Below are 21,200 nucleotides of genomic sequence, written 5' to 3'. Positions count from 1 at the left end.
GAGATTTTCTATTATCCTTTTAACCTTTTTGAAATCCTGTTTATTGTCTAACATTCACATAAATCTAGTGACAGTCACTTATAGATTTATATGAATGTTAGACAATAATACCCTAATCTATTATTCTCCCATTTCAGGTAAAGAAGTATCTTCTTCTTTATCTAGTGTCTAGAGATAAGGTAGCAATAACACTAGATATCTCTATAACTTGTTAAAATAATTAAATCTCTTAAAATGTTTTTCTTTTAATAAAATGATATCGCTTTCAAAAAATCTCAATCGTAGTAACTACACATATCTTCTCCGAAAGCTAAAGAAATTTAGTATTTATTCCAGGTGTAACTTAATTAACGAAACTACAGCATTAAGTTGGGGTATCTCCTTCAATCTCTTCATACTGTAATCTCATTATAATAAACATGCGTTTCTTGCATATAGGTAATGAATGGAATCAAAAAATGATAATAACGAAAAGTGTATTTTAAATTTCATGTTCTCTTTTTGCGTACTTCAGTTACATTATATTTATATACAACAGATAAATCAAGAAGATTATTATTCATTTCGCGTACATTTTATTTAGACAAGCCTCATAGAAGTGAAAAATATTTAAATAACGACGAACTGTTATTTAAATATTAACCTTTCGTAGCGTGAAAGAGTCTATGCCTTTAAGAAATACTATAAGCAAGGTCATTGCATAACAAAGAAAGGATTCATTCAGTTTGTTGATTCTCTTGGGGATTTATTTATTTTTATTGATGATGTATTTGAGTTAAAGAATAAAATGAGATTAAGCGAGCTCATTGATGTTCGCGTGGCTTAGTTCCTGAAGAAATCGTGTGCAGGAATCACTTAATTGGGTAGAGGTACATTCATATACAATTTTAGAGTCTACACGTTACGTGACGGTTCAAAGAGAATCATTTAAACAGGAACTCCAAAGAGCAGGTATTCAAGAAACGCAAATTTTTCAGGTGCAACTAGTGGAAAAAACAAAGTAATTTTAACATACACCTTTTATATAGACCTAATTGTGTTAGTCAAATAGAAAGGAGTGATCAACCTGGAAGAAATAAAAGAGCAAGGATCGATTTTGATAAAGTGTATGACTATGCTAAATTTCCGGATAAAGTTAGTGGCCGTTGCGATAACTGCAACTCAGCTTACTTCAAAAGCTCCGTAAAAGCTGACGTTTTCTTACGTGAATGTAGAGAATGTGGTATGAAGAAGAGTATATAAAATATAAATATATGATAACCAGGCCTTTCAGAATTTAAAGGGGCCTTTTGTTTATGTTCAATAAGGTTGAGTAATAAATACTTCAGTTTAAGTGAGGAAGCTAATCCCTAATCTATAAAAAAAGCGCATATTCTAGATCCGTTTACTCCTGACCTACTGCAGTAAAGAAGCATATCCTTACTTTATTTTTAAATATTTTTCATAATAATAAGCGACCCTATATACCGTAAACAAAGTTACTAAGGTCGCTTATACTATATTTTGATTTATTATTTTTTTGTCTGCTTCTTTATAATAAAATATCTGTAATCTCATTAATCTTCTGACAGAATTTCACTATAATTATTAATTTGATCGAACAAATAAGTAAGATAAGAATCTAGTTCAAATTGATTACCATCAACAAAATCATATAGCATAGAATTATTTTCTTCTCTCATTTTTAGTCACTCCAATTTAAGTTTTTTTGATTTTATACATGATGACCATGATTCTTTTTTTGACCCATTTTTCTTAAAAGAAAGCTTACAATTAATACTAAAATGATTGATCCAATAATTGCTGGGATGATTGCAAAACCGCCAATGACTGGCCCCCAACTTCCCAAGATAAGGCCGCCTAACCAAGAACCAATAAAGCCAGCGATAATATTACCAATAATACCTCCAGGAACATCGCGTCCTGTAATTAAACCGGCGAGCCATCCAATAATTCCACCTACAATTAGCATCCATAGAATCTCCATTAATACTTCCCTCCTTCTAAATTATTTAATTGACTTTACCCTTCACTAAAACTCATTAACCTTGTTATTTTTTTCCTGATTAGAGCTTTTCTCTTATATAAAAGGACATCTTCTCATTTCTCGACTGTTTCATGAAAAAGATAAGCGATTAGGACAAGCCCTCAGCATATAAAAACCCAGCACATATTCTATGACCATCTAGTCATCACCTAGTGCGGTAGCTACTTAGTATTAAAAGAATAACTACTTCGTTTGGTAATCAGTATCTATTTCAGTACCGTTGCCACGTTAATATACGTTGTGGATGTACAGTTCTAATTAGCCACTTTTCCTTTGTTAATCCGGATTACATGTTATCTTTCCATATTTCAATGCATCATAGATAGCTCGCCCATCACTTAAACTCGTTTCTGAATATTCAAAGGGTAAGAGCGAGAAAACAATATAATAAATAGAGAAATAAACAAATTGGTAAGAAAAGAGATTCTTTGAGAGAACACCCAACATAATTAAACCATACACAAGAAGTATAGACGCTAAATTAGCTATGGTACCTCCAGCATAAACACAAGCATGAGTAAACCGATTATCATACTTTAATTTTTCGTAAATACAAAAGGAGTGCAAAAAATAAATAGATTTTATTTTGATTTTTTTCCACCTAAAAATCGTTCTCCCTTGTCCAATGGTAAAATCGACCCTTCCACCTAAAATAATAGCCATAAATGAATGCCCTAGTTGGTGAATAACAGACACAAGTGGAATGACAATTAAAAAAGAAAATAATAATTTCGGCATATCACTCCATCCAAACATACCTGTCTCCCCTTTATCCCAAAATAATCTTACATTTGATATTCCACATTTTCTTCTATCAAAACCGGTAATTTTATGAGGGCTGTATAAGAGAATGGTGCTTTTCTATGCTTTGTGTTTATGATTTTCATTAGGTTAATTAAATAATTAAACCGGACCTTCTTTACAATAAAAAGAGCTACCTCCAAATAGAAAAAGGTAGCTTGCTCTACTCAAGAAAGAAATTACAGATGTTCATCGGGTTAAAACAATTTAAGTATTTTAAACTGATAAAAAATCAGTAGCTTTTCTTGTCTTTTTAATATGTATCTCATAGAGATTTAGCCTTACTTGCATATAAATTCCATTATTATACACAATGATAATAAAATATAATTTCTTAAAAGGGGCTTTCGATAGTGAAAAGAGAACAAGTCATTGAAGTTTATAAAGATGTTCTAGAGAAGAGGAGAAAACGATTTCCAAATTATTTTTTTGCAGGTAATGAAGGGGAAAAATATATGCGCTACATGACATGCTACTTACTTGAACAACACTTATCGATCCCCATCGTTGAAATCCCTTTGCAAGTAGGAGCAAATACATTATGGTCTCATCGTCTTAGACCCCCTGCCATGCTATATGGATGGAATTATTATGAAGTCATAGATAATGCTTACCCAGGAAAATTTAAACCTTGGGAGTTTCAACAAACTCCTGATAAATATTGGGACGGAGAAGAAGGAAAGAGAAGGGCCATTGAGGCGGTAAGATATGTAATAGAGGGAAAAATGAAGATTCCCATGAAAGAAATACCCTCTCAAATTAATTTTCATTTTTTTAAACAACATGGTTTAGGGGGCGCCTTTACCCTTTTAGGCTATTCTCCTTTTCAAATAGTTGAAGCGATTTATCCTGGTGTCTTTAGGCCGTGGCAATTTGCTCATGTTCCCATGAATTGTTGGAAAAATGAAGAATATATTCGAGAGGCAATGGATGATCTCCTTTTCAAACAGCTACGCTTTTCTTCTTACAACGAGGCTTTTATCCAATTAAAGAGAATCCACTTTAATGATTTTCATTTAACCGGTCTTTTTCAAATGGCTTTTGGTGCCAGAATGAACAACGTAAGGAAATGGATAAAAAATCAACTAAATAATCTAGATGATGAAATATTTTATGTGAACCATTGATTAATGAAAGAGGGGGTTGAAACGAATAGCCTGAGCTAAATTTCTATTACTTTATTTCATACATTTAAAAATAGAAACTTATAGCTGCGTAGCTACTTGCTCTAATTCCTTTTCTTTATAAAAAGATATGCAGTTTCAACAAAAAAAGAAAAATAAGCAAAAAGAGTACAAATAATTCGGCAACCTCCATTACCTGAAAAGGACTCACAGCGTTATACAATGCCTGAGAAACATCAAATCCTTGTAGCATATCGATGCCTAAAGAAAAAACCATTAAGCACCATACTATTAAAAGGCTAATACCTATAATTTTCATGTGAATCACGCTCCATTTAATAGGTTCTTCTCTTTTTTCTATGATGATACATAAATATTTATTGTTAATTTTTACATAAAAAACTCTTATGTGGTCAAAGTAATAAAAACTGAAAGAAGGGTGCTCAAATCTATGCCTTCGTTTTTTAAAGATCGCAAACAAAAAAAGAAATCAGCACAAGATGACGAGAATCAAACTACTGATCAACCAATAGAACAAATACAAGTTTCATTATCGGGCAATCTTAACATGATTAAGCAAAAGACTGGAAATAGTTCAGATGTTGTTATTCGTGAGATAAAAATGGGAGGGGCTTCTGACATTAAAACGGGGATTGTCTATATAGAGGGAATTGTAGACAATCAGTCAATTCAAGATTATCTACTGCAATCCATGATGAAGGATGATTATAAAGAAGAAATAAATCAGCACAATGCGATAGACCTCCTTTCTAAAGATATAATGACAATTGGAAATATATCCTCCATCACTAACTTGGATGATTTATTTGCATCTTTAATGGCAGGAGATACTCTTATCCTAGTGGATGGAGTAAAACAAGCACTGAGTGCTAGCACCAAAGGTGGAGAAAAACGTTCCATTGTGGAATCCACTACCGAGATGGTCGTACGAGGACCAAAAGGAGCGTTTACAGAGTCTCTTGGAACCAATACAGCTATGGTACGTCGCATCATTAAGACCCCCGATTTGTGGATGGAATCTTTAAAAATTGGACGTGTAACAAAGACAGATGTGACACTTATGTACATACATGGCATTGCCAATGATAAAGTTGTTAAAGAAATTCGTCAGCGATTAAATCGAATTGATATTGATAGCATTTTGGAATCAGGTTATATTGAACAACTAATAGAGGATCAAACATTCACCCCTTTTCCCACTATCTACAATACGGAAAGACCTGATGTTGTAGCTGGAAACTTGTTAGAAGGGCGGATTGCTATATTTGTGGATGGGACACCTTTTGTACTTATTGCGCCTGCTGTATTTATTCAATTTTTCCAATCAGCTGAAGATTATTATGCCCGGTTCGACATTGCAACCTCAATTCGTCTTTTACGTATTTTTATGTTTATGATTTCGCTTATCGCGCCTGCTACCTATGTCACTGTTACAACCTTCCATCAGGAAATGGTGCCAACTACGCTCATCGTAGCCATTGCGGCACAAAGGGAAGCTGTTCCCTTTCCGGCATTTGTGGAAGCTCTTCTCATGGAATTAACTTTTGAAATTTTACGAGAAGCAGGGATACGATTACCCAAGGCTGTTGGCTCAGCTGTATCTATTGTCGGGGCCCTTGTAATTGGTCAGGCAGCCGTTCAAGCAAGTATTGTGTCACCAGCAATGGTTATCATTGTATCAATCACAGCTATTGCTAGTTTTGCTACACCTTCTTTCGATATGGCAATTTCAGCTCGCTTAATTCGTTTTTTATTTATGATTGGTGCAGCAACATTTGGTTTCTACGGCATCATTCTGTGCCTTTTAATGATGGTTGTCCACCTATGCAGTTTACGTTCCTTTGGGGTACCCTACATGGCTCCATTTGCTCCCTTCATTCCAGTGAATAATGGAGATACTGTTGTAAGATTACCATGGTGGACATTGAGACAGCGACCTCGATTAATTACTGCCAATACAATTCGAGAAGGTAAAGATAGAGCCCCACAGCCTCCTACATCTCGTGGTATGGTGAATCGAGATTTCGAGGAAGGTGGCAATAATGAAGCGTAAAGGAGTTTTTCTTTTACTAATATTGACAATGACCTTGTTTCTTACAAGTTGTTGGAGTAAAAAAGAATTAACTGACCTCGCTATTGTCGCAGCCATGGGTTTGGATAAGACAAAAGACGGAAGGTATCACATAACGCTCCAAATTATAAATCCTGGAAATGTAGCAGGAGGTATGCAAGGAGGCGGCGGTACTCAGAGCCCCCCTATTACCATTTACTCGGCTTCAGGAAATAATATAGTCGAAGCAAGTAGACGGGCTTCAAGCAGGATTTCTCGACGATTGTATTATGCGCATACAAATTTAGTCGTAGTTGGAGAAAAGTTGGCTAAAGAAGAAGGGCTTGGTACATTAATTGATGGTTTAGATCGTGATCCAGAGTTTCGAAATACTTCAACTATTGTGATTGCGAACCATTCAACCGCAGCTGATGTGGTTAAAACGTTAACACCTGTTGATAAAATTCCGGCCAATAAAATATTAAAAACATTGGAGTTCACACAAAGGAAATGGGGAGAGAATGTAAAAACATCACTTCAAGAGGTGATGGCAAGCATTGAATCTCCTGGAAGAGGAACTGTGGTTTCAGGGTTCCGTCTAGTTGGGAATCCTCAGCAAGCTCAAAAGTTGGATAACCTTCAGGAAAGTGCACCTGCGGAAACGCTTAAAGCTTCCGGAATTGCTGTTTTAAAACAAGGGAAGTTAATAGATTGGCTATATGGAAAACCAGCCAGAGGAACCGTGTGGATTCTCAATAAAATTCAGGGAACCGATATCAATATTAATTGGAAAGGAAAAAAGGAAGCCATTGCTTATCAAACCGTTCGTCAAAAAACCAGTATTTCTTATCAAGTTAAAAATGGCCAACCACATATTTTTGTTCATACACGTGTTGAAGGAGATTTAGGGGAAATTGATGTACCTGTTGATATCACTAATCCAAAGCTCATTAAAGAAATTGAACAGTCTATAAGTAAAGAAATAAAAAAAGAGCTAGGGACAGCTGTTGAACGTGCACAAAAAAATAAAACAGATATCTTAGGATTCGGGGAAGTAGTTCACCGTTTTAGACCAAAGCAATTTAAAAGAGTAAAACAGGAATGGAATGATGTCTACTTTCCAAAACTAAATGTCGATATGACTGTAGAAGCCTATGTCCGTCGGGCTGGCTTACGAAACAAATCGTTTCTTTCAGGTTTAAAAGAGAATCAAAAGTAAAGAAAAGGAGGTTCCAGGTAAATGGAAAAAGCAAAGATTAGTGCCATTCAACTCTTTATTTTAATGGTCCTATTTGAACTGGGGAGTGCTTTATTGGTACCTCTTGCGATAGATGCGAAACAAGATGCATGGCTTGCTATTCTGCTTGGAATGGTATGCAGTTTCGCATTGTTATTAGTGTATCATAAGCTTTATACCTATTATCCGGATCTCTTACCTACAGAATATATGCAAAGGATTCTAGGGAAGGTACTGGGAACCGTACTAGCCTTTGTTTACATTCTTTACTTTATGTATGATGCCTCAAGGGTTCTACGTGATTTTGGTGAGATGCTGTTAACCTTTGCCTATCCTGACACACCTTTATTCATCGCAAATGCTTTATTAATGCTTGTCATTATTTATACAATCAGAAAAGGAATTGAGGTCATAGCTCGATCAGGAGAACTACTTTTTATATTTATGTATGTCCTTGCGGTTGCTGGCTTTATCTTAATTGTTTCTTCTGGCTTAATTCACTTTAAAAATTTACAACCTATATTGGAAGAGGGATTATCTCCTGTTCTAAAAGTGGTATTTACTCAAACGTTGTATTTCCCATTTACAGAGGTCATTGTATTTACGATGATTTTGCCCTATTTAGACAATCCAAAGAAAGCAAAGGTAACTATGTTATGCGCAACAGGATTAAGTGGAATCAATTTAATTATTACGATGCTTATTAATGTTTGCGTACTGGGGGTTAATTTGACCGCACGTTCACAATATCCTCTTCTTAGCACGGTGGAAAGCATTCAAGTAGCTAACTTCTTGGAACGTCTTGATGTGTTTTTTATGCTTGCTTTAATTACCACTATCTTTTTTAAAATCTGCGTGTTATTCTATGCAGCTGTCATAGGAACAGCGCATTTATTCAAGGTTAAATCACCTTCACAGTTATCCTATCCTTTAGGTCTAATTGTTCTCTTTTTGTCCATTACCATCGCCAGTAATCTTCAAGAACATAACTATGAAGGACTAAAGGTAGCAATGCGTGTTATACATATTCCTCTTCTTGGAATCGTTCCCCCTTTTCTTCTTCTTGTAGCTTTCATTAAAAATAGGAAGAAGCATGGGAGCAACACATTGAATTAGTTAATTTTTATATGGAATATTGGCATTCTTGTTGAAATTCCTAGTAAAACCTTACCTGTACAAAGAATACTTTTAGTCCAGAATAAGCCTTAAAATGAACCTAATTTCTACTACATAATGTTAAACGGACCATGACGCTATTACATGCGTTTACGGGCGATTTAAGCTGTTTAAAGAAGAGGTCAACTAATGAGTCTCGATCCACAGCTCTAAATTGATTGATAAACGCTATGATGTCTTTATCACGTTGAGATAAACGGAAACTCATCGCTGCTCCTCCTTCTCTAATAACCCAAAGATGGATTGTGATGTAACTTCGAGTTCTGGTTCGGGATCTTTCACAAGCCTTTTATAAGAAGAGAGTATTTCCTTACAAGCTCCTTCATCTAAGAAGTAGGCTTGAAACTCTTTGACCTCATCAATCTTAATTTTCATGCGCCCCTGGCTGCAGCATCGATTTCTTCTGCGCCAATTACTCCGGCTACTTTCGCATTTATCGCATCCGCCTGCCAGAGATCCGAACCCTTAAGTTTACTTTGAGTGCGGAATTCAACAAATCGGCATCGGGACGCTGCATGGCAATGATGGTATGAACACCTAGAGCACGACCTTGACTTGCAAACTGTTGAATCATCTCTACAAGATCCGTTTCTCTCTTCACGATGGACATTTCATCAACCACTACTACAATCCGAGGGAGCTTAAACGGAAGCCTGCTTATATGTGTCACACCATGTTCTAACAATAAATCGCCTCTCCGATACATTTCAGCTCGTAATAACGCAAATGGTTTTCTCATATCCTTTGCCTCAAAACAAAGCGTATCTACATGTGCAATCCCATTAAATAGGCCTAAATCAGCTCGCTTGAGATCCACTAATACCCATCGCAAATCTTCAGGAGATGTATATTTCACCCATGTTGTGAGGATCACACGCATGAGACTACTTTTTCCGGCTCCAATTTCCCCAGATATCAATAAGGTTTCTAAATCAGCAAACTCCCATGAAACAGGGTTTCCATAGACATCTTGACCAATGCATACAGGAAGCTCCATTTTCTTAATATGAGGGTAAATGATTTCATACTCATAAGTAAGCATCTTAGGTAGGCTTTTGTGATGAACGGTAATACTAAAGTTCTTTAAGCTGCCGTTTATTTCAATATTGCTGCCTAATACTTGTCGTAATGCCCATCTTTTTTTATTTAAAAGTTCAGGATCAATGCCATTCAGTAAGGAAAAAGCATACCGAGTGTAGGAGTGCTGATGATCGATCCGATGGATTTTAGGAAATTGATAGGAAGTACGATCCCCACGTTTTATAACCCGATAAATTTCTGCTGTACGAAACGCTTTAATAAGCTTTCCACGCAATTTTAGTTTCTCAAACATCTAAAACCCTCCTCAAAACATAAAGGTCCCAAAAAAGTAAATCAACGCGCTATAGAACGTGACAGGCAAGATAAATCGCATTACTTTCGCAAATTGATCAACAAGATCGATGACACCCCATCGCTCTAAGATTCGTTCGATGATAGCAATTCCTAAGACAATGCTTCCTATGGTTAGAATAGTAGGGTCAAGCATGGCTAGTGGACTAAAAGAAACAAAGGAATAAGCTTTGAAGGGACGAGGTTCCACGAAGGGCCTCGCTAGGCGTATATAGCTTGTATAACCGAGGTAATGTTACTGAACTAGCTACTGATTAGGTAACGAAGTCGCGATTCTTTAGATACTATGTAGCTAATGCAGTAGGCTTGCCTGTCCACTCGAAAAATAAAAAATAACTTTTACTGCAGTAGGGGATTAGTAGATGTCGATGTAAGAGGTGCTGGGAGTTGGCTTAGTTGCTTACCTTTTTCATGAAACGGACGAGAATTAATATCCATATATTGTGAGTTGGTTTTTATAAATACTTAATCATATTTATCTATCTTGCGGAATATACTAGTTATTTCTTCGATATATTCAGATTATAAATCTATCAATATTCGTTATCTTATATTTATAGGATCTAGGTGGAATAGCCAAGTGATTAAGGCAAAGGTCTGCAAAACCTTGATCTCCGGTTCAATCCCGGATTCCACCTCTAAATTATAAATATAAGGAGAAGATTATGAAAAAACTCACTATAATCATTACTACCCTCTTACTTTGCTTTTGTTTTACTAATGATATGCATGCTAAAGCAGAAACAAATCAATATTATACGGTTATCTTAAAAAATCGTTCTCAGTGGAAACACTCTATAGAGAAGATTAAAAAGAGCCAGGGAGAAATTACTTATACTGTTTCTGAGATAGGACTAGTTCAATTTAAAGGAAATCAAACAGTTGCTAAAAAAAATGCTTCTTTATTTAAATCCTTAAGCCCTTCTCTAAAACTAGAAAAGCCTTCTATCCCTGAATCTTTAAAAAAGCCTAATTTAGGCGTAAACTCAATAAAAAGTTTAAATAGCACCCTTCCTGCTTTATGGGATATGCAATGGGATATGAAAGAAATTACGCACAATGGAGAAAGTTATAACATAGAATCAGGTTCTCCTAATGTAACTGTTGGAATTGTTGACTCTGGAATTGACATCGACCACCCAGACCTCGTAGACAATCTAAAAAGTGGATCAAAAAATCTTGTTCCAAAAGGTGGGCTCAGAGGGACAGAACCTGAAGAAACAGGCGATATTAATAGTATTAATGATATTAATGGACATGGGACTATGGTAGCTGGATCTATCGCTGCCAATGGCGAAATTAAAGGGGTGGCACCTAATACAGGAATTAAAGCATATCGTGTGTTCGGTAATAAGTCAGCTGATGCTGTGTGGATCATTAAAGCAATTATTCAAGCAGCTAAGGATGACGTCGATGTTATTAATCTTAGCCTTGGTTCCTATTATATTGATGGCGAAATATATAAAGACGGGGAACTTTTAGATAATAAGTGGGCAGATGTTGAAGGATATAAACTTGCAATTGAGTATGCTAATAAGTTAGGTAGTGTGGTAGTTGCTTCTGCAGGAAACGATTCAATAGATGTTTCCAACAAATCAGAGCTAAATGATTTTCTTAAGAAAAAATATGCGGAAGAAGGAAAAACATTTAATGGGGTAGGGATTGAGGCTCCAGGGGAATTGCCTGGTGTAGTTACCGTGTCTTCTACTGGTCCTACGCAACAACTTTCTTTATTCTCTAATTTCGGAAAAAATTATATTGATATCGCTGCTCCAGGGGGAGATTCTAGATTATTAGAAAAATACGGCCAAGAGGCATGGTGGGATGGTGGACTTTTCCGACAAGAACAAGTATTAACTACCTTTAACACGGGCAGATACTTATTTGCTTCTGGAACTTCCATGGCTGCACCGAAGGTTTCTGCTACTCTGGCCTTGATTATCGACCAACGTCATTATAAAAATCGTCCAAATAGTTCTATTGATTATCTCTACAAAAACGGAGTGAAAAAAGATATTACACCTAATTTAGCTTATTGGGGAAATGGTCAACTAGACGTATATAACGCGGTCAAATAAATAAAAAAATGAACTATGAATATCATAGTTCATTTTTTTATTTATTAATAGAAGAGATATTAAATTCAATACATGCTCCTTGAGGTTTATTATTTTTAGCACAAATTTCTCCGCCATGTTTTATAACTAACTCTTTTACAATATATAAACCTAAACCATGATGAAGTTGATCGTTTCTTGAAGGATCCCCTTGATAAAATTTACTGAATAAGAAAGGTAAATCTTTAGTATCAAAGCCTCTTCCTGTATCAGAAATAGAAAAAAACATCTCATCTTTCTCTATCTGAACTTGAACATGAATACTCCCATTTACTGGAGTAAAACGAATACTATTAGAAATTAAATTAGTAAGAATTTGATGCAAACGTTTTGGATCTAATACAAATTCAGAATTTTCTTCTTCCAATTTGCTAGTGAAGCTGTAAGTAAGATTTATTTCCTCATCCTCAGCCCACTTTTTAAATTCTTCTAACATTTCTGGTAACATTTCTATAGGAAGGACGCTTTCAAGCTCAAGAGTAAAATCTGGATTATCTACTTCAGACACTCTTTTCATTTCGTCTGTCAAATGCAATACTCTTTGAGTATTGTTTTTTATTGTTTGCAAGTATTGTGGTAAACGTTTCTGCCCATTTAATGATGGATCCATTAAGACCTCTACATGAGATAATATGATTGTTAGAGGTGTTCTTAAATCATGAGCAATAGAAGCCACCATATCTCGACGCTCTTGCTCTAATTTCCATTGAAGATAAAGTGATGTTTTTAACTCTGCTTTCATACTGTTAAAGGAATCAATTAATGTACCAATTTCATTTTCACTTTCATATTTAATTTCAAAATCCAAATCTTGATTTTTAATTTTCTGAGAAGCAGCACTCAATTCTTTAATCGGCTTATTTAATTCTCTCCCTAAACGTCTTGCAAATAAGTATGAGTAAAGTGTTAAAAATAAAAAGGGAATTAATAATATTATAAGAAATATGTATTTTATATAATAGTCAATAGATGATGCTAACACGTATCGTACGGCTAAAGCTCCTACCATTTTATTTTTGTCGAGGACTGGAAGGTACTTCGTTATGACCTTCCCTTTTTGATCAGATCGATTAACTTTTTCATATATACTTTTGTTACTTTCTATTAATTGATCATCTAAGGTGCCATACACTTTCTTTCCTCTAAGGTTTATAACCTGGTATGTAATACCTTCCATAGGAATAACTTTTTCTAAATTCTTTTGAAAAGATACGTCTACTATCTTTTCTCCTTTTGATTCGACAAACTTTTCTATACTAGGAACTTTTTTCTCGTAGTAATTAGCAGGTTGAACTGACTTTTCATTGTAGACAGAGAGAAAATAATATATTAAAACTAAACTACCAATTGTACTTATGAGGCTTAGAAAAATTACAGAAGCAAAGGTTAAGATAAACTGATTTTTTAAAGATAGCCGTTTGATCATCAGCGTTTTTCCAATTTGTATCCTACTCCCCACACTGTTTTAATGTGATAAGTTGACATACCCGAAGTTAATTTAGCCCTTAAGTTGTTAATATGAACTATAATAGTATTTAAGTCACCCATTGCATCAATACCCCAAATTTTCTCATAAATCTGTTCTTTAGAAAATATTTGTCCTAAGTTTACTGTTAAGAGTTCTAATATCTTAAACTCTTTACTGGTCAAATCTATCTTATTACCATCTAATAAAACGTCATGTTGTGAATAGTTAATAGTTAAATTACCTAAAAGACGTTGATTTTGGGTGCTAACTCTCTCCCTATGTTCACGCCTTAAGTGTGCCTCTACCCGAGCAATAAGTTCTTTCACTTGAAAAGGCTTTGTTATATAATCGTCTCCCCCTAAAGTTAAACCCTTTACCTTATCCATCTCTGAGTGCTTCGCGCTTAAAAACAGAATAGGACAATGAATTTGTTCCCTAATAACTTTACAAAGATCAAAGCCATCCATTTGAGGCATCATAACATCTAATATTATTAAATCTACCTTTGCCTTTAACTGATCTAATGCTTGTTCTCCATTATAAGCTTTAAGAACTCTATAACCTCGATCTTCAAAGATATCAGAGATTATATCTACAATCTCTAACTCATCATCGACCACAAGAATACTTTCTTGCATAGATATATACCTCCCCGCCCTCCTAATATTTGATTTACCTAGGAGAGGTCAATTAGTTAGTACTCTCCTAGACAAAAAATACCTTCTTTTCATAGCACCTTTTTAGAATAAAAGTAACTAGAAATAAGATAGATAATAAATTGAGACACTCCAAATATTAAAAATATTACTATTATAGAATAAATTGTAATTCCTTCTAATATATTTTGCAAGGCATTAGTAGCTATAAATAAATTTAATCCCCCTATAAATAAAGGAACAAAGAATATGACTGAAATTTGAATATACAAAGTCCTTTTAACTTCTTTATCTGTAAGACCAACTTTTCGTAATGAGTGGAATACTTTTTTATCATCATTCATATCTTCATACAGTTTAAACCAAAGCAGACTAGCTAAAGCAAGAAACAAAACTAAGCATATAAACAGTCCTGTAAGTCTCAGTATTGAGGATAATTGAACTGTATTTTCATAATCGAGAAGTCGAACACTATGAAGATTACCCGATTTTAACGAGGGTGTATCGGATAATTTTTTTAAGAGGTTATAACTTTTTGCATCCTCTTTAAAATCTAGTTTATAAAGTAACAATTTCTTTTCAGAAATCGTTATTCTATATATTTTACTAAAAGTATTTTCCGGTACAGAGATAATACCCTCAATTCCATCTATGGGATTAAGAACTCTTTTACCGTTCATCTCTTTAACTTTTAGATCTCTCTCCCCTTTTTCAGATTTTAATTTTACGATTCCATTAGTAATATCATACTTTTTTTTATTATTAAAAATATAATTGTTATTTTTTAATGAATCTTCATCTTTTATAAAAGATGGATCATTCTGTATTACTAAAAATTCCTTGTTCCCACTCTCTAAAGAAATTTTTAGTCCTTCCCATTTCTTCGTTTGTAAATCCTTTATTCCTTGTCTCTTCAATTCATCTATACTATCTTCTATTTTGTTTTCCTTCCCCTTTGATACAACAAATAATGCTCCTTGAGGGTGAGTTCTTTGCATTCTTTGATTGTTATTTTCTATATATAACTGAATAGAACCTATTGATATCATAATTGCAGATAATAGAATAGATACGATAAAGATAATTTTTGAATTATAATATAATTTTTTTCTTAAACTTATAAGAGTTAACATCTTTATCCCATTTAACTGCCGTTTTTCTTTATTATTTAAATAAGATATTACACCTACTAAACCATTTGAACAGAATAGGTATGTGCCTACTAGTACTAAGACTAATAAGGGTAAAAAGGAAAATAATAGTATAGGTAAAGATGCATAAGAAATAAATATATAAGAGGCTAAAAGAAAACAGATAGATAAAAGGAATTTAATCCTAGAGAATTGAGCTGAAGGTTTAGGTTTTCTTTCTTCTTGAAATAACTCTAGAACTGCAATTCGTTTAATTTTTAAGTAACTTCGACATGAAACAAGTAAAAATACTATTCCAAATAAAATAACCGTAACAAAAACAGCCACGGGAGAGAAAGTATAAATGAACGATTGATTCAAAAATAGAATATCACTCATAAAATTAAAGAAAATCTTTGATAACAGCATTCCAAATAAAATACCTACTAAAATAGAAAACGTACCAACTACGGCGTTCTCTAAAACGAGCACGTTAAACAATTGCCTTCTAGAGGCTCCAAATGTTTTCCAAATACCCATTTCTTTTTTTCTTTCTCTAAGGAAATGCTCATGTGAATATGCGATAAAAAAACAAGAAAATAGTAATATAATAATTTCACATGCAATTAATAATTGTTCCGTTCCTGAAACCTTTGGATACAACAGAAAGGCTGCGTACATATAAAAAATTGCTACAGAAAGAATACTACTAAGTATGTATACTGTGTAATGAGAAAGGTTACGGGTTATATTCTTAATTATATATTTCCGCATTGACACTACGATCCCCCACTTCCTTAGCGACAAATGATAAAATTCTTTGATTAAATTTAGATGTATCTTCTAATTGGCAGCGTTTCATCTCATGGACAATTTTACCATCTTTTAAAAATATGACTCTGTTACAAAAGCTAGCAGCTACAGAATCATGAGTTACCATTAGAATAGTTGTTTTGTACTTCTCATTTAATGCGTTTAGAGTATGTAGAACATTTTGAGCAGATTTAGAATCTAAATTCCCTGTCGGTTCATCGGCAAATAATAAAGCAGGATTGTTAATAAGAGCACGAATGATAGCAGCTCTTTGCTGCTGTCCCCCAGAGACTTCATAAGGATATTTAGTTAAAAATTTTGTCACTTCTAATTCTTCAGCAAATGTTTGAAGTTTATTCTGTACACCTTTCTTATCTCCTTTTTTTAAAGCAGCAGGTAATAAAATATTTTCTTCGATAGTCAAATGATCTAGCAAGTTATAATTTTGAAAGATGAAACCAATATGTTCACGTCGATAAATACCTAACTGTTCTTCTTTCATACCTGTTAGAGTGGTTCCTCCAACCTTGATATCCCCTTCTGAGGGGATATCAAGGGAGGAAAGCACATTTAATAAGGTCGACTTTCCACTTCCCGAAGGACCCATAATTGCTACAAAGTCTCCTTCTTCAACATCTAAACTTATATTTTTCAGGACAGGATACGCTCTGTACTTAGTTTTATAAACTTTTTTAATTTCTCTTGCTTCCAATATAGCCATTTTAGTTTTCCCTCCTATTTTTGCTTAAGAAGTAAATTCTTTTTTACTCCAAATTCGTACGCAAGCACCAAAACCAACTACCATAATAATTAATGCAAAAGCATATAAAGAATTGCTACCGGTACTAAGAGTATGAAAGATACTTTGGACTGATAATAAGAAAAATGAAAGTTGGCTAGAAACATACAAACAACCTACATATAACCCAATTAATAAGAAAAAGCTAATAACCGCATTTGAAATTATTACACTAATTAAACTAGCAAGAGCTAAACAGCACATTTGAATGATGAAAAAGAGACCATAAACTTGTACTGTATATAATATAGCTTCTATAGCATTTTTCTGTTGACCATAAAAAATAAAATCATTATCTGGTTTTAAGAAGATAAAACCAAACGCTATGCCGATCCCTAGAATAATTAATAAATGTACTAGTACCATTAAGGCAAGAGAGAACCATTTTGAAATTAGGAATGATTTTCTTTTAAAAGGTCTAATTAAAAAAAGGCGATACGCTCCTGAGTTATATTCTACATTAAGGCTATTTAGAAAAAATACTGGCATAAAGATTAATGTAAGTAAAAATGAAGATTCTTTTAATAAAAACCATGGAAAATTCCAAGTATTTAGAGGAATTTGCTGATCATTATTATAAATTCCAACTCCATAGTACCTTAAGAACCAAGCTTGAAGAAGTACAATCACAGCAAAAATCCCAATCATCCATTTACTTTTTCTCTGGCTCCAAAGTCTCTCCCATTCGCTTATAAATAATGCTTTCAATTAAAACCCTCCTTGAGTCATATAAAATAATCTCTCTTCACAAACGTCAAATAACCAATTAAACCAAATATAGCAATATATACTGCTTGAACTAAAATTATGTAAGAATTTAGATTGTTAGTTGATGAAAGTAAAAATGCTATTCCCGTGTGCTGAATTTTCACAATAGACATGTACATAAGGTGAACCACTGTATTGTGTCCAATAATAGTTTGTGTGGAAAATTCTAAGAGTTGAGGAATGGCAATTGCTAAGAAAATAAAGCCAACCCCTGCACCAAGTGTTATCATTGTACTTCTGCTTATCGATCCTAATAATGTAAAAACTGATACAACGCTAATCATTGTCACAAAACAAGCAAAGAAATATTTTAAGTTATATAATAAAGCTGCTGTCAAAGATAATTTCTGCTCATCTAAAAATGTTATTAAGGTATCAACCTTTGGAAAAAAGATATAACCAGCAACAGTATTTAAAATCCAAAATAGAGTTAAATACAAGAACATGGTTGTTAAAATAGTAGCTAATTTTGCTAAAAAAAGTTGAGTTGTAGAAAAAGGACGAATGAGGATCATTCTTAACTGCCCATTTTCTATCTCATTAGCTATAACCGTAGAAATTAGTATTATAGCTATGATATTAAAAGAAACAACGAGATGTTCAGAAATGCTGATTATAGGAAAGTTTAAGGAAGTTACATAATCTGGTTCCCCTGGTGACACCCGTTCATTCCAACTCAAGTAATATTTGACTGAGCCTATTGACATCAAGGGTATAAAAAATAGTATGATCCATGATATCTTTTGGGACCATAATCGTTCTAACTCTGAAGTGAAAAGTCCTTTCATGATGTCATCATCTCCACAAATATATCCTCTAGTCTCTTGCTTGGATCTTTAATTAACTCCTCTTTGCTTCCTTGTGTAACAAGTTTACCGTTACGAATAATGACAAGACGATCACACATTTGTTGAATTTCATCAAGTAAATGACTAGAGATGAAAAATGTTAGGTTTTTCTTTTCTCGAAGTTCAAGAATTAATTCTCTTAATTCTCTCATTCCCATAGGATCCAGACCGTTTGCTGGCTCATCTAATAAAATGACATCTGGCTCTCCTAAGAGAGCTTGAGCAATTCCCAGCCTTTGTCGCATACCTAATGAATAATTCTTGATTTTTACATCCGCATCCTCTGTTAGTCTTACAATGGATAATGCTGCCTCCACCTGTTCTAACTGTTCTTTTCTCGATAGATCAGGATATAGTCTCGCTAGATTTTGTAACATCTTTCTTCCTGACATGTAAGGGAAAAAGATAGGAGATTCTATAATTGCTCCTACATTTCTTAAAGCCTGTTGTCTATCTTTATTTACATCTTTACCCCCTACCATTATTGAGCCTTCAGTAGGACGAATAAGTCCTGTAAACATTCGCATAACAGTTGTTTTTCCTGCTCCATTGGGTCCCAAGAAGCCGCATATATCTCCTTTATACACCTTAGTTGAGAATTGGCTTACAATATTCTTTCCACCCACTGCTTTTGTGATGTTATTTGCTTCTAAAACAATTTCTTTTTTCATATTCAATCCCTCCTTATGGTTTAATATAAAAGACAAATATAAATAAAAAATAAAGAAAAGAAAAAAACTCACATTTTTGTGAGTTTTTATTGAACTTCAACTTTTTCACAAACATTCAATAGTGTATTTCTTTCTTCTAATTGTTTAGAAATAATATTTAATATATTTTGCGGATTAGGTAACACATAGTTAGGCCTCAATGACATAGTTGCAATTTCAAAAGCTGTTGTTTTTACAGGAGGTACAACAATATGATCATATTGTTGTAGTAGCTTAACATTATGCTGAACTACTTTCTTTTCCCACATTAATTTATTCATGTTTGGAAAAAAGATAACGGGTTTATCATGAGCTAGTATTACCGTACTTAATAAATCAGTTGCTAGACCATGAGCTGCTTTAGATAATGTGTTTCCTGTAGCTGGAAGTACGACCATTAAATCGGCCCACCTCGCTAATTCCACATGTCCTATGGTTCCACTCAAGCTAAGCTTTTCATCAATAAATACCTCGTCACAATATAACTTTACTGTCTCAGCTGGAATAAGTTGAACTGCACCTTTCGTCATTATAACTTTTACCTCACTAAAGTTTGCCTTTAGCATAGCTAAATATTGAAAAATGCCTGCCACTGCAATCGATCCACTTACCCCTACCAGTATTTTTTTCTCTGCAATATTCTTAACGTCCATTTATCATAGCCCCCCTGAATCTTAATTAAGAAAGTAAAAATGCCCCGTCCCACCAAGGTTCTTCCACTGAACTTAAACTTAGTAAAGGTAATAATACGCCAGTTACACCTTCGAGTAATCCAGCCTTATTTAATTGATGTGACTTCTCTCCATTGAATTCTATATCTCTAAAACCAAAGGGTGCATTAGGATCATATGATTCTTCTATATAATGTACTAACTCTACTATTGATTGAACTGGGATTTGATTCTCTTCATCTTTTGCCATCCTTATAAGCATTTGTAATAACCCTGCTCTTCCATGACAAAATGTTGGCGATACTAATTCCCATTCTTCTTTTTGTTCTACCAGTATGTCCTGATAAGCTCCCACTGCACTCCTTATTGCTGCTGTGTCGTCTAGGGCCTTTCCAGCTAAATATATACTTCTCGCTACGCCTGGATCTCCATAACACCAGCCCTGACGTTTTGGATAAGTATGAGAGATTTTGGAAGTAGCTACTTCTTGAAAACTTAGTCTGGAAGGCCAACCACTACCTACTTGTTTCCACTTCATTAACCAATTGGTAATTTTGCGCACAGCTTCCCTCTGACCAGGTATTTCAATTCCCTTTTGAATCGATAGAGCCATAAGAGAAAGTGGACCCGGTATCCCATGAGCAAGACCACAATTAAAATTCCCTTCTGGAAACATAATTCTATCTTTTTCTAGTAGTTGATTTGCTTTTGAAACATACCAACCCGGTACTTTTTCACCGTATACCTCGATATCAGAAGACATACCCACAAAATAAGTAAGTATTTTTTTTAGTGCTTCCCGATTTTCTTTATACTTCGTATTCTCAATGAGATAGCGACCTATTCCTGTCATTCCTTGTATCACATCATATTTTAGAGGGTGTACACCTGGTTCCTTCTCTGGTTCATTTAATATCTTTTCTAATTGCATCAATATAAAATTATTTAAGACTTGGAGGAATCGAGAATACCTCTCATAATTATGGGATATATACAACGTGGCATAAGCGACACCTGTTATACCTCCAAACATCGAAATACTATTTACCCCTTGCTTTTCAATAACCTTCTGTACTTCTACTAAATGGTTATGTGCAATAAGGTCAAACCCACTATCAGGAAACTGACGGTCAAGTTCCCCAAATAATAAAATAGTGCCTGGAAAACCATGGGACAATGTGATAGGATCCCATGGATTCAAATTACCTGCCAATGATACGTTATCAGGAGCCATTATTATTTTTTCTACACCACTTGGATCCTTTAACTTTGCAGCTATGCTTAACACTAATTTTAGTGCTTTATTTCTTGTCTCATTATCAATTCCCCTTAACCAATACGTTTTTTGTTCAGTAATAGATGGCATAATTTT

Annotated in this window: 22 protein-coding genes and 1 tRNA gene; 7 read left to right on the top strand and 16 right to left on the bottom strand. The window is 34.2% G+C overall.

All coding sequences use genetic code 11. The features are described from left to right. The first annotated feature begins 1,089 nt into the window (after nt 1–1,089). Nucleotides 1,090–1,242, top strand: a complete 153-nt coding sequence (locus ACFX4R_RS29435; protein ID WP_473453315.1) for a DUF8096 family protein — start codon at nt 1,090–1,092, stop codon at nt 1,240–1,242. Nucleotides 1,243–1,714: 472 nt separating this feature from the next. On the opposite strand, the gene ACFX4R_RS24005 is transcribed toward ACFX4R_RS29435, so the two are convergent. Next, the gene (locus ACFX4R_RS24005) at nt 1,715–1,987 is read right to left on the bottom strand and encodes a GlsB/YeaQ/YmgE family stress response membrane protein (RefSeq protein ID WP_028408939.1); all 273 of its coding nucleotides are present in this window, start codon (nt 1,985–1,987) and stop codon (nt 1,715–1,717) included. Nucleotides 1,988–2,323: 336 nt separating this feature from the next. Further along, nucleotides 2,324–2,803: a site-2 protease family protein gene (locus ACFX4R_RS24000; RefSeq protein WP_043981779.1), complete on the bottom strand. Its 480-nt coding sequence runs from the start codon at nt 2,801–2,803 to the stop codon at nt 2,324–2,326. A gap of 398 nt (nt 2,804–3,201) precedes the next feature. Between ACFX4R_RS24000 and ACFX4R_RS23995 the strand changes: the two genes are divergently transcribed. Then, nucleotides 3,202–3,975 (top strand): DUF4046 domain-containing protein, encoded by a 774-nt coding sequence (locus ACFX4R_RS23995; RefSeq protein ID WP_377570556.1) that lies wholly within the window; start codon nt 3,202–3,204, stop codon nt 3,973–3,975. Nucleotides 3,976–4,090: 115 nt separating this feature from the next. Here the strand turns inward: ACFX4R_RS23995 and ACFX4R_RS29430 are convergent, their stop codons facing one another. Continuing rightward, nucleotides 4,091–4,249, bottom strand: a complete 159-nt coding sequence (locus ACFX4R_RS29430; protein WP_473453298.1) for a YczF family membrane protein — start codon at nt 4,247–4,249, stop codon at nt 4,091–4,093. Nucleotides 4,250–4,423: 174 nt separating this feature from the next. Here ACFX4R_RS29430 and ACFX4R_RS23990 point away from each other — a divergent pair, with 174 nt between their 5' ends. The 3 genes from ACFX4R_RS23990 to ACFX4R_RS23980 are packed head-to-tail and all read left to right on the top strand — an operon-like array spanning nt 4,424 to nt 8,396. Beyond that, a complete protein-coding gene (locus tag ACFX4R_RS23990; RefSeq protein ID WP_377570554.1) occupies nt 4,424–6,046 on the top strand; it encodes a spore germination protein in 1,623 nt (540 codons plus the stop codon). Next, entirely contained in the window at nt 6,036–7,262 is a 1,227-nt protein-coding gene (locus ACFX4R_RS23985; RefSeq protein WP_377570552.1) for a Ger(x)C family spore germination protein, read from the top strand. The genes ACFX4R_RS23990 and ACFX4R_RS23985 overlap by 11 nt, the downstream gene beginning before the upstream one ends. A 21-nt stretch (nt 7,263–7,283) precedes the next feature. Beyond that, nucleotides 7,284–8,396, top strand: coding sequence for a GerAB/ArcD/ProY family transporter (locus ACFX4R_RS23980; RefSeq protein ID WP_322552753.1), 1,113 nt, complete (start codon nt 7,284–7,286; stop codon nt 8,394–8,396). Nucleotides 8,397–8,496: 100 nt separating this feature from the next. Here ACFX4R_RS23980 and ACFX4R_RS23975 read toward each other — a convergent pair whose 3' ends face one another. The 4 genes from ACFX4R_RS23975 to ACFX4R_RS23960 are packed head-to-tail and all read right to left on the bottom strand — an operon-like array spanning nt 8,497 to nt 10,038. After that, nucleotides 8,497–8,664, bottom strand: coding sequence for a hypothetical protein (locus ACFX4R_RS23975; protein ID WP_162213378.1), 168 nt, complete (start codon nt 8,662–8,664; stop codon nt 8,497–8,499). Further along, nucleotides 8,661–8,831, bottom strand: a complete 171-nt coding sequence (locus ACFX4R_RS23970) for a hypothetical protein (protein ID WP_377570549.1) — start codon at nt 8,829–8,831, stop codon at nt 8,661–8,663. The genes ACFX4R_RS23975 and ACFX4R_RS23970 overlap by 4 nt, the downstream gene beginning before the upstream one ends. A 58-nt stretch (nt 8,832–8,889) precedes the next feature. Then, nucleotides 8,890–9,789, bottom strand: a complete 900-nt coding sequence (locus tag ACFX4R_RS23965; protein WP_377570547.1) for an FtsK/SpoIIIE domain-containing protein — start codon at nt 9,787–9,789, stop codon at nt 8,890–8,892. Between the two features lie 12 nt (nt 9,790–9,801). Then, nucleotides 9,802–10,038, bottom strand: a complete 237-nt coding sequence (locus ACFX4R_RS23960) for a hypothetical protein (protein ID WP_241771387.1) — start codon at nt 10,036–10,038, stop codon at nt 9,802–9,804. Nucleotides 10,039–10,414: 376 nt separating this feature from the next. On the opposite strand from ACFX4R_RS23960, the gene ACFX4R_RS23955 reads away from it, so the two are divergent. Together ACFX4R_RS23955 and ACFX4R_RS23950 are read left to right on the top strand one after the other, a co-directional pair. Beyond that, a tRNA-Cys gene (locus ACFX4R_RS23955) sits at nt 10,415–10,486 on the top strand. A 27-nt stretch (nt 10,487–10,513) separates the two neighbouring features. After that, complete coding sequence (locus tag ACFX4R_RS23950; RefSeq protein WP_043981777.1) at nt 10,514–11,926, top strand: S8 family peptidase; 1,413 nt, start codon at nt 10,514–10,516, stop codon at nt 11,924–11,926. A 37-nt stretch (nt 11,927–11,963) separates the two neighbouring features. On the opposite strand, the gene ACFX4R_RS23945 is transcribed toward ACFX4R_RS23950, so the two are convergent. From ACFX4R_RS23945 to ACFX4R_RS23905, 9 genes are all read right to left on the bottom strand, one after another. Continuing rightward, nucleotides 11,964–13,391, bottom strand: a complete 1,428-nt coding sequence (locus ACFX4R_RS23945; protein WP_377570544.1) for a sensor histidine kinase — start codon at nt 13,389–13,391, stop codon at nt 11,964–11,966. Beyond that, on the bottom strand, nt 13,391–14,071 hold the full coding sequence (locus ACFX4R_RS23940; RefSeq protein ID WP_043981776.1) for a response regulator transcription factor: 681 nt from the start codon (nt 14,069–14,071) through the stop codon (nt 13,391–13,393). The genes ACFX4R_RS23945 and ACFX4R_RS23940 overlap by 1 nt, the downstream gene beginning before the upstream one ends. Before the next feature lie 89 nt (nt 14,072–14,160). Then, complete coding sequence (locus ACFX4R_RS23935) at nt 14,161–15,993, bottom strand: FtsX-like permease family protein (protein ID WP_080781678.1); 1,833 nt, start codon at nt 15,991–15,993, stop codon at nt 14,161–14,163. Then, nucleotides 15,974–16,753: an ABC transporter ATP-binding protein gene (locus ACFX4R_RS23930; protein ID WP_043981774.1), complete on the bottom strand. Its 780-nt coding sequence runs from the start codon at nt 16,751–16,753 to the stop codon at nt 15,974–15,976. Before ACFX4R_RS23930 ends, ACFX4R_RS23935 begins: the two co-directional genes overlap by 20 nt. Before the next feature lie 24 nt (nt 16,754–16,777). Then, a complete protein-coding gene (locus tag ACFX4R_RS23925) occupies nt 16,778–17,539 on the bottom strand; it encodes an ABC transporter permease (RefSeq protein WP_043981773.1) in 762 nt (253 codons plus the stop codon). A 17-nt stretch (nt 17,540–17,556) separates the two neighbouring features. Beyond that, nucleotides 17,557–18,387 carry an ABC transporter permease gene (locus ACFX4R_RS23920; protein ID WP_322552756.1) on the bottom strand — a complete coding sequence of 277 codons (831 nt, stop codon included), beginning with the start codon at nt 18,385–18,387 and terminating at the stop codon, nt 17,557–17,559. Beyond that, nucleotides 18,384–19,118 carry an ABC transporter ATP-binding protein gene (locus ACFX4R_RS23915; protein ID WP_322552757.1) on the bottom strand — a complete coding sequence of 245 codons (735 nt, stop codon included), beginning with the start codon at nt 19,116–19,118 and terminating at the stop codon, nt 18,384–18,386. Before ACFX4R_RS23915 ends, ACFX4R_RS23920 begins: the two co-directional genes overlap by 4 nt. An 86-nt stretch (nt 19,119–19,204) precedes the next feature. Further along, nucleotides 19,205–19,810 (bottom strand): flavoprotein, encoded by a 606-nt coding sequence (locus ACFX4R_RS23910; protein WP_043981770.1) that lies wholly within the window; start codon nt 19,808–19,810, stop codon nt 19,205–19,207. 25 nt (nt 19,811–19,835) lie between these two features. Beyond that, the gene (locus ACFX4R_RS23905) at nt 19,836–21,194 is read right to left on the bottom strand and encodes a lanthionine synthetase C family protein (RefSeq protein ID WP_322552758.1); all 1,359 of its coding nucleotides are present in this window, start codon (nt 21,192–21,194) and stop codon (nt 19,836–19,838) included. Nucleotides 21,195–21,200 lie beyond the last annotated feature (6 nt).

It is taken from the genome of Priestia sp. YIM B13490 (assembly GCF_042787735.1).
GTDB lineage: Bacteria > Bacillota > Bacilli > Bacillales > Bacillaceae_H > Priestia > Priestia megaterium.
Note: the sequence above shows the minus strand (reverse complement) of the source record. Positions and strands in the feature narration are given on the sequence as shown.

Bases quoted from the DNA above. Each gene is read 5' to 3' on its own strand.
- ACFX4R_RS23965 (WP_377570547.1), bottom strand. From the start codon at position 9,789: ATGTTTGAGAAACTAAAATTGCGTGGAAAGCTTATTAAAGCGTTTCGT.
- ACFX4R_RS23985 (WP_377570552.1), top strand. From the start codon at position 6,036: ATGAAGCGTAAAGGAGTTTTTCTTTTACTAATATTGACAATGACCTTG.
- ACFX4R_RS23935 (WP_080781678.1), bottom strand. From the start codon at position 15,993: ATGCGGAAATATATAATTAAGAATATAACCCGTAACCTTTCTCATTAC.
- ACFX4R_RS23940 (WP_043981776.1), bottom strand. From the start codon at position 14,071: ATGCAAGAAAGTATTCTTGTGGTCGATGATGAGTTAGAGATTGTAGAT.
- ACFX4R_RS23975 (WP_162213378.1), bottom strand. From the start codon at position 8,664: ATGAGTTTCCGTTTATCTCAACGTGATAAAGACATCATAGCGTTTATC.
- ACFX4R_RS23945 (WP_377570544.1), bottom strand. From the start codon at position 13,391: ATGATCAAACGGCTATCTTTAAAAAATCAGTTTATCTTAACCTTTGCT.
- ACFX4R_RS23970 (WP_377570549.1), bottom strand. From the start codon at position 8,831: ATGAAAATTAAGATTGATGAGGTCAAAGAGTTTCAAGCCTACTTCTTA.
- ACFX4R_RS23920 (WP_322552756.1), bottom strand. From the start codon at position 18,387: ATGAAAGGACTTTTCACTTCAGAGTTAGAACGATTATGGTCCCAAAAG.
- ACFX4R_RS29430 (WP_473453298.1), bottom strand. From the start codon at position 4,249: ATGGTTTTTTCTTTAGGCATCGATATGCTACAAGGATTTGATGTTTCT.
- ACFX4R_RS23915 (WP_322552757.1), bottom strand. From the start codon at position 19,118: ATGAAAAAAGAAATTGTTTTAGAAGCAAATAACATCACAAAAGCAGTG.
- ACFX4R_RS23910 (WP_043981770.1), bottom strand. From the start codon at position 19,810: ATGGACGTTAAGAATATTGCAGAGAAAAAAATACTGGTAGGGGTAAGT.
- ACFX4R_RS23980 (WP_322552753.1), top strand. From the start codon at position 7,284: ATGGAAAAAGCAAAGATTAGTGCCATTCAACTCTTTATTTTAATGGTC.
- ACFX4R_RS24005 (WP_028408939.1), bottom strand. From the start codon at position 1,987: ATGGAGATTCTATGGATGCTAATTGTAGGTGGAATTATTGGATGGCTC.
- ACFX4R_RS23930 (WP_043981774.1), bottom strand. From the start codon at position 16,753: ATGGCTATATTGGAAGCAAGAGAAATTAAAAAAGTTTATAAAACTAAG.
- ACFX4R_RS24000 (WP_043981779.1), bottom strand. From the start codon at position 2,803: ATGTTTGGATGGAGTGATATGCCGAAATTATTATTTTCTTTTTTAATT.
- ACFX4R_RS23950 (WP_043981777.1), top strand. From the start codon at position 10,514: ATGAAAAAACTCACTATAATCATTACTACCCTCTTACTTTGCTTTTGT.
- ACFX4R_RS23990 (WP_377570554.1), top strand. From the start codon at position 4,424: ATGCCTTCGTTTTTTAAAGATCGCAAACAAAAAAAGAAATCAGCACAA.
- ACFX4R_RS23905 (WP_322552758.1), bottom strand. From the start codon at position 21,194: ATGCCATCTATTACTGAACAAAAAACGTATTGGTTAAGGGGAATTGAT.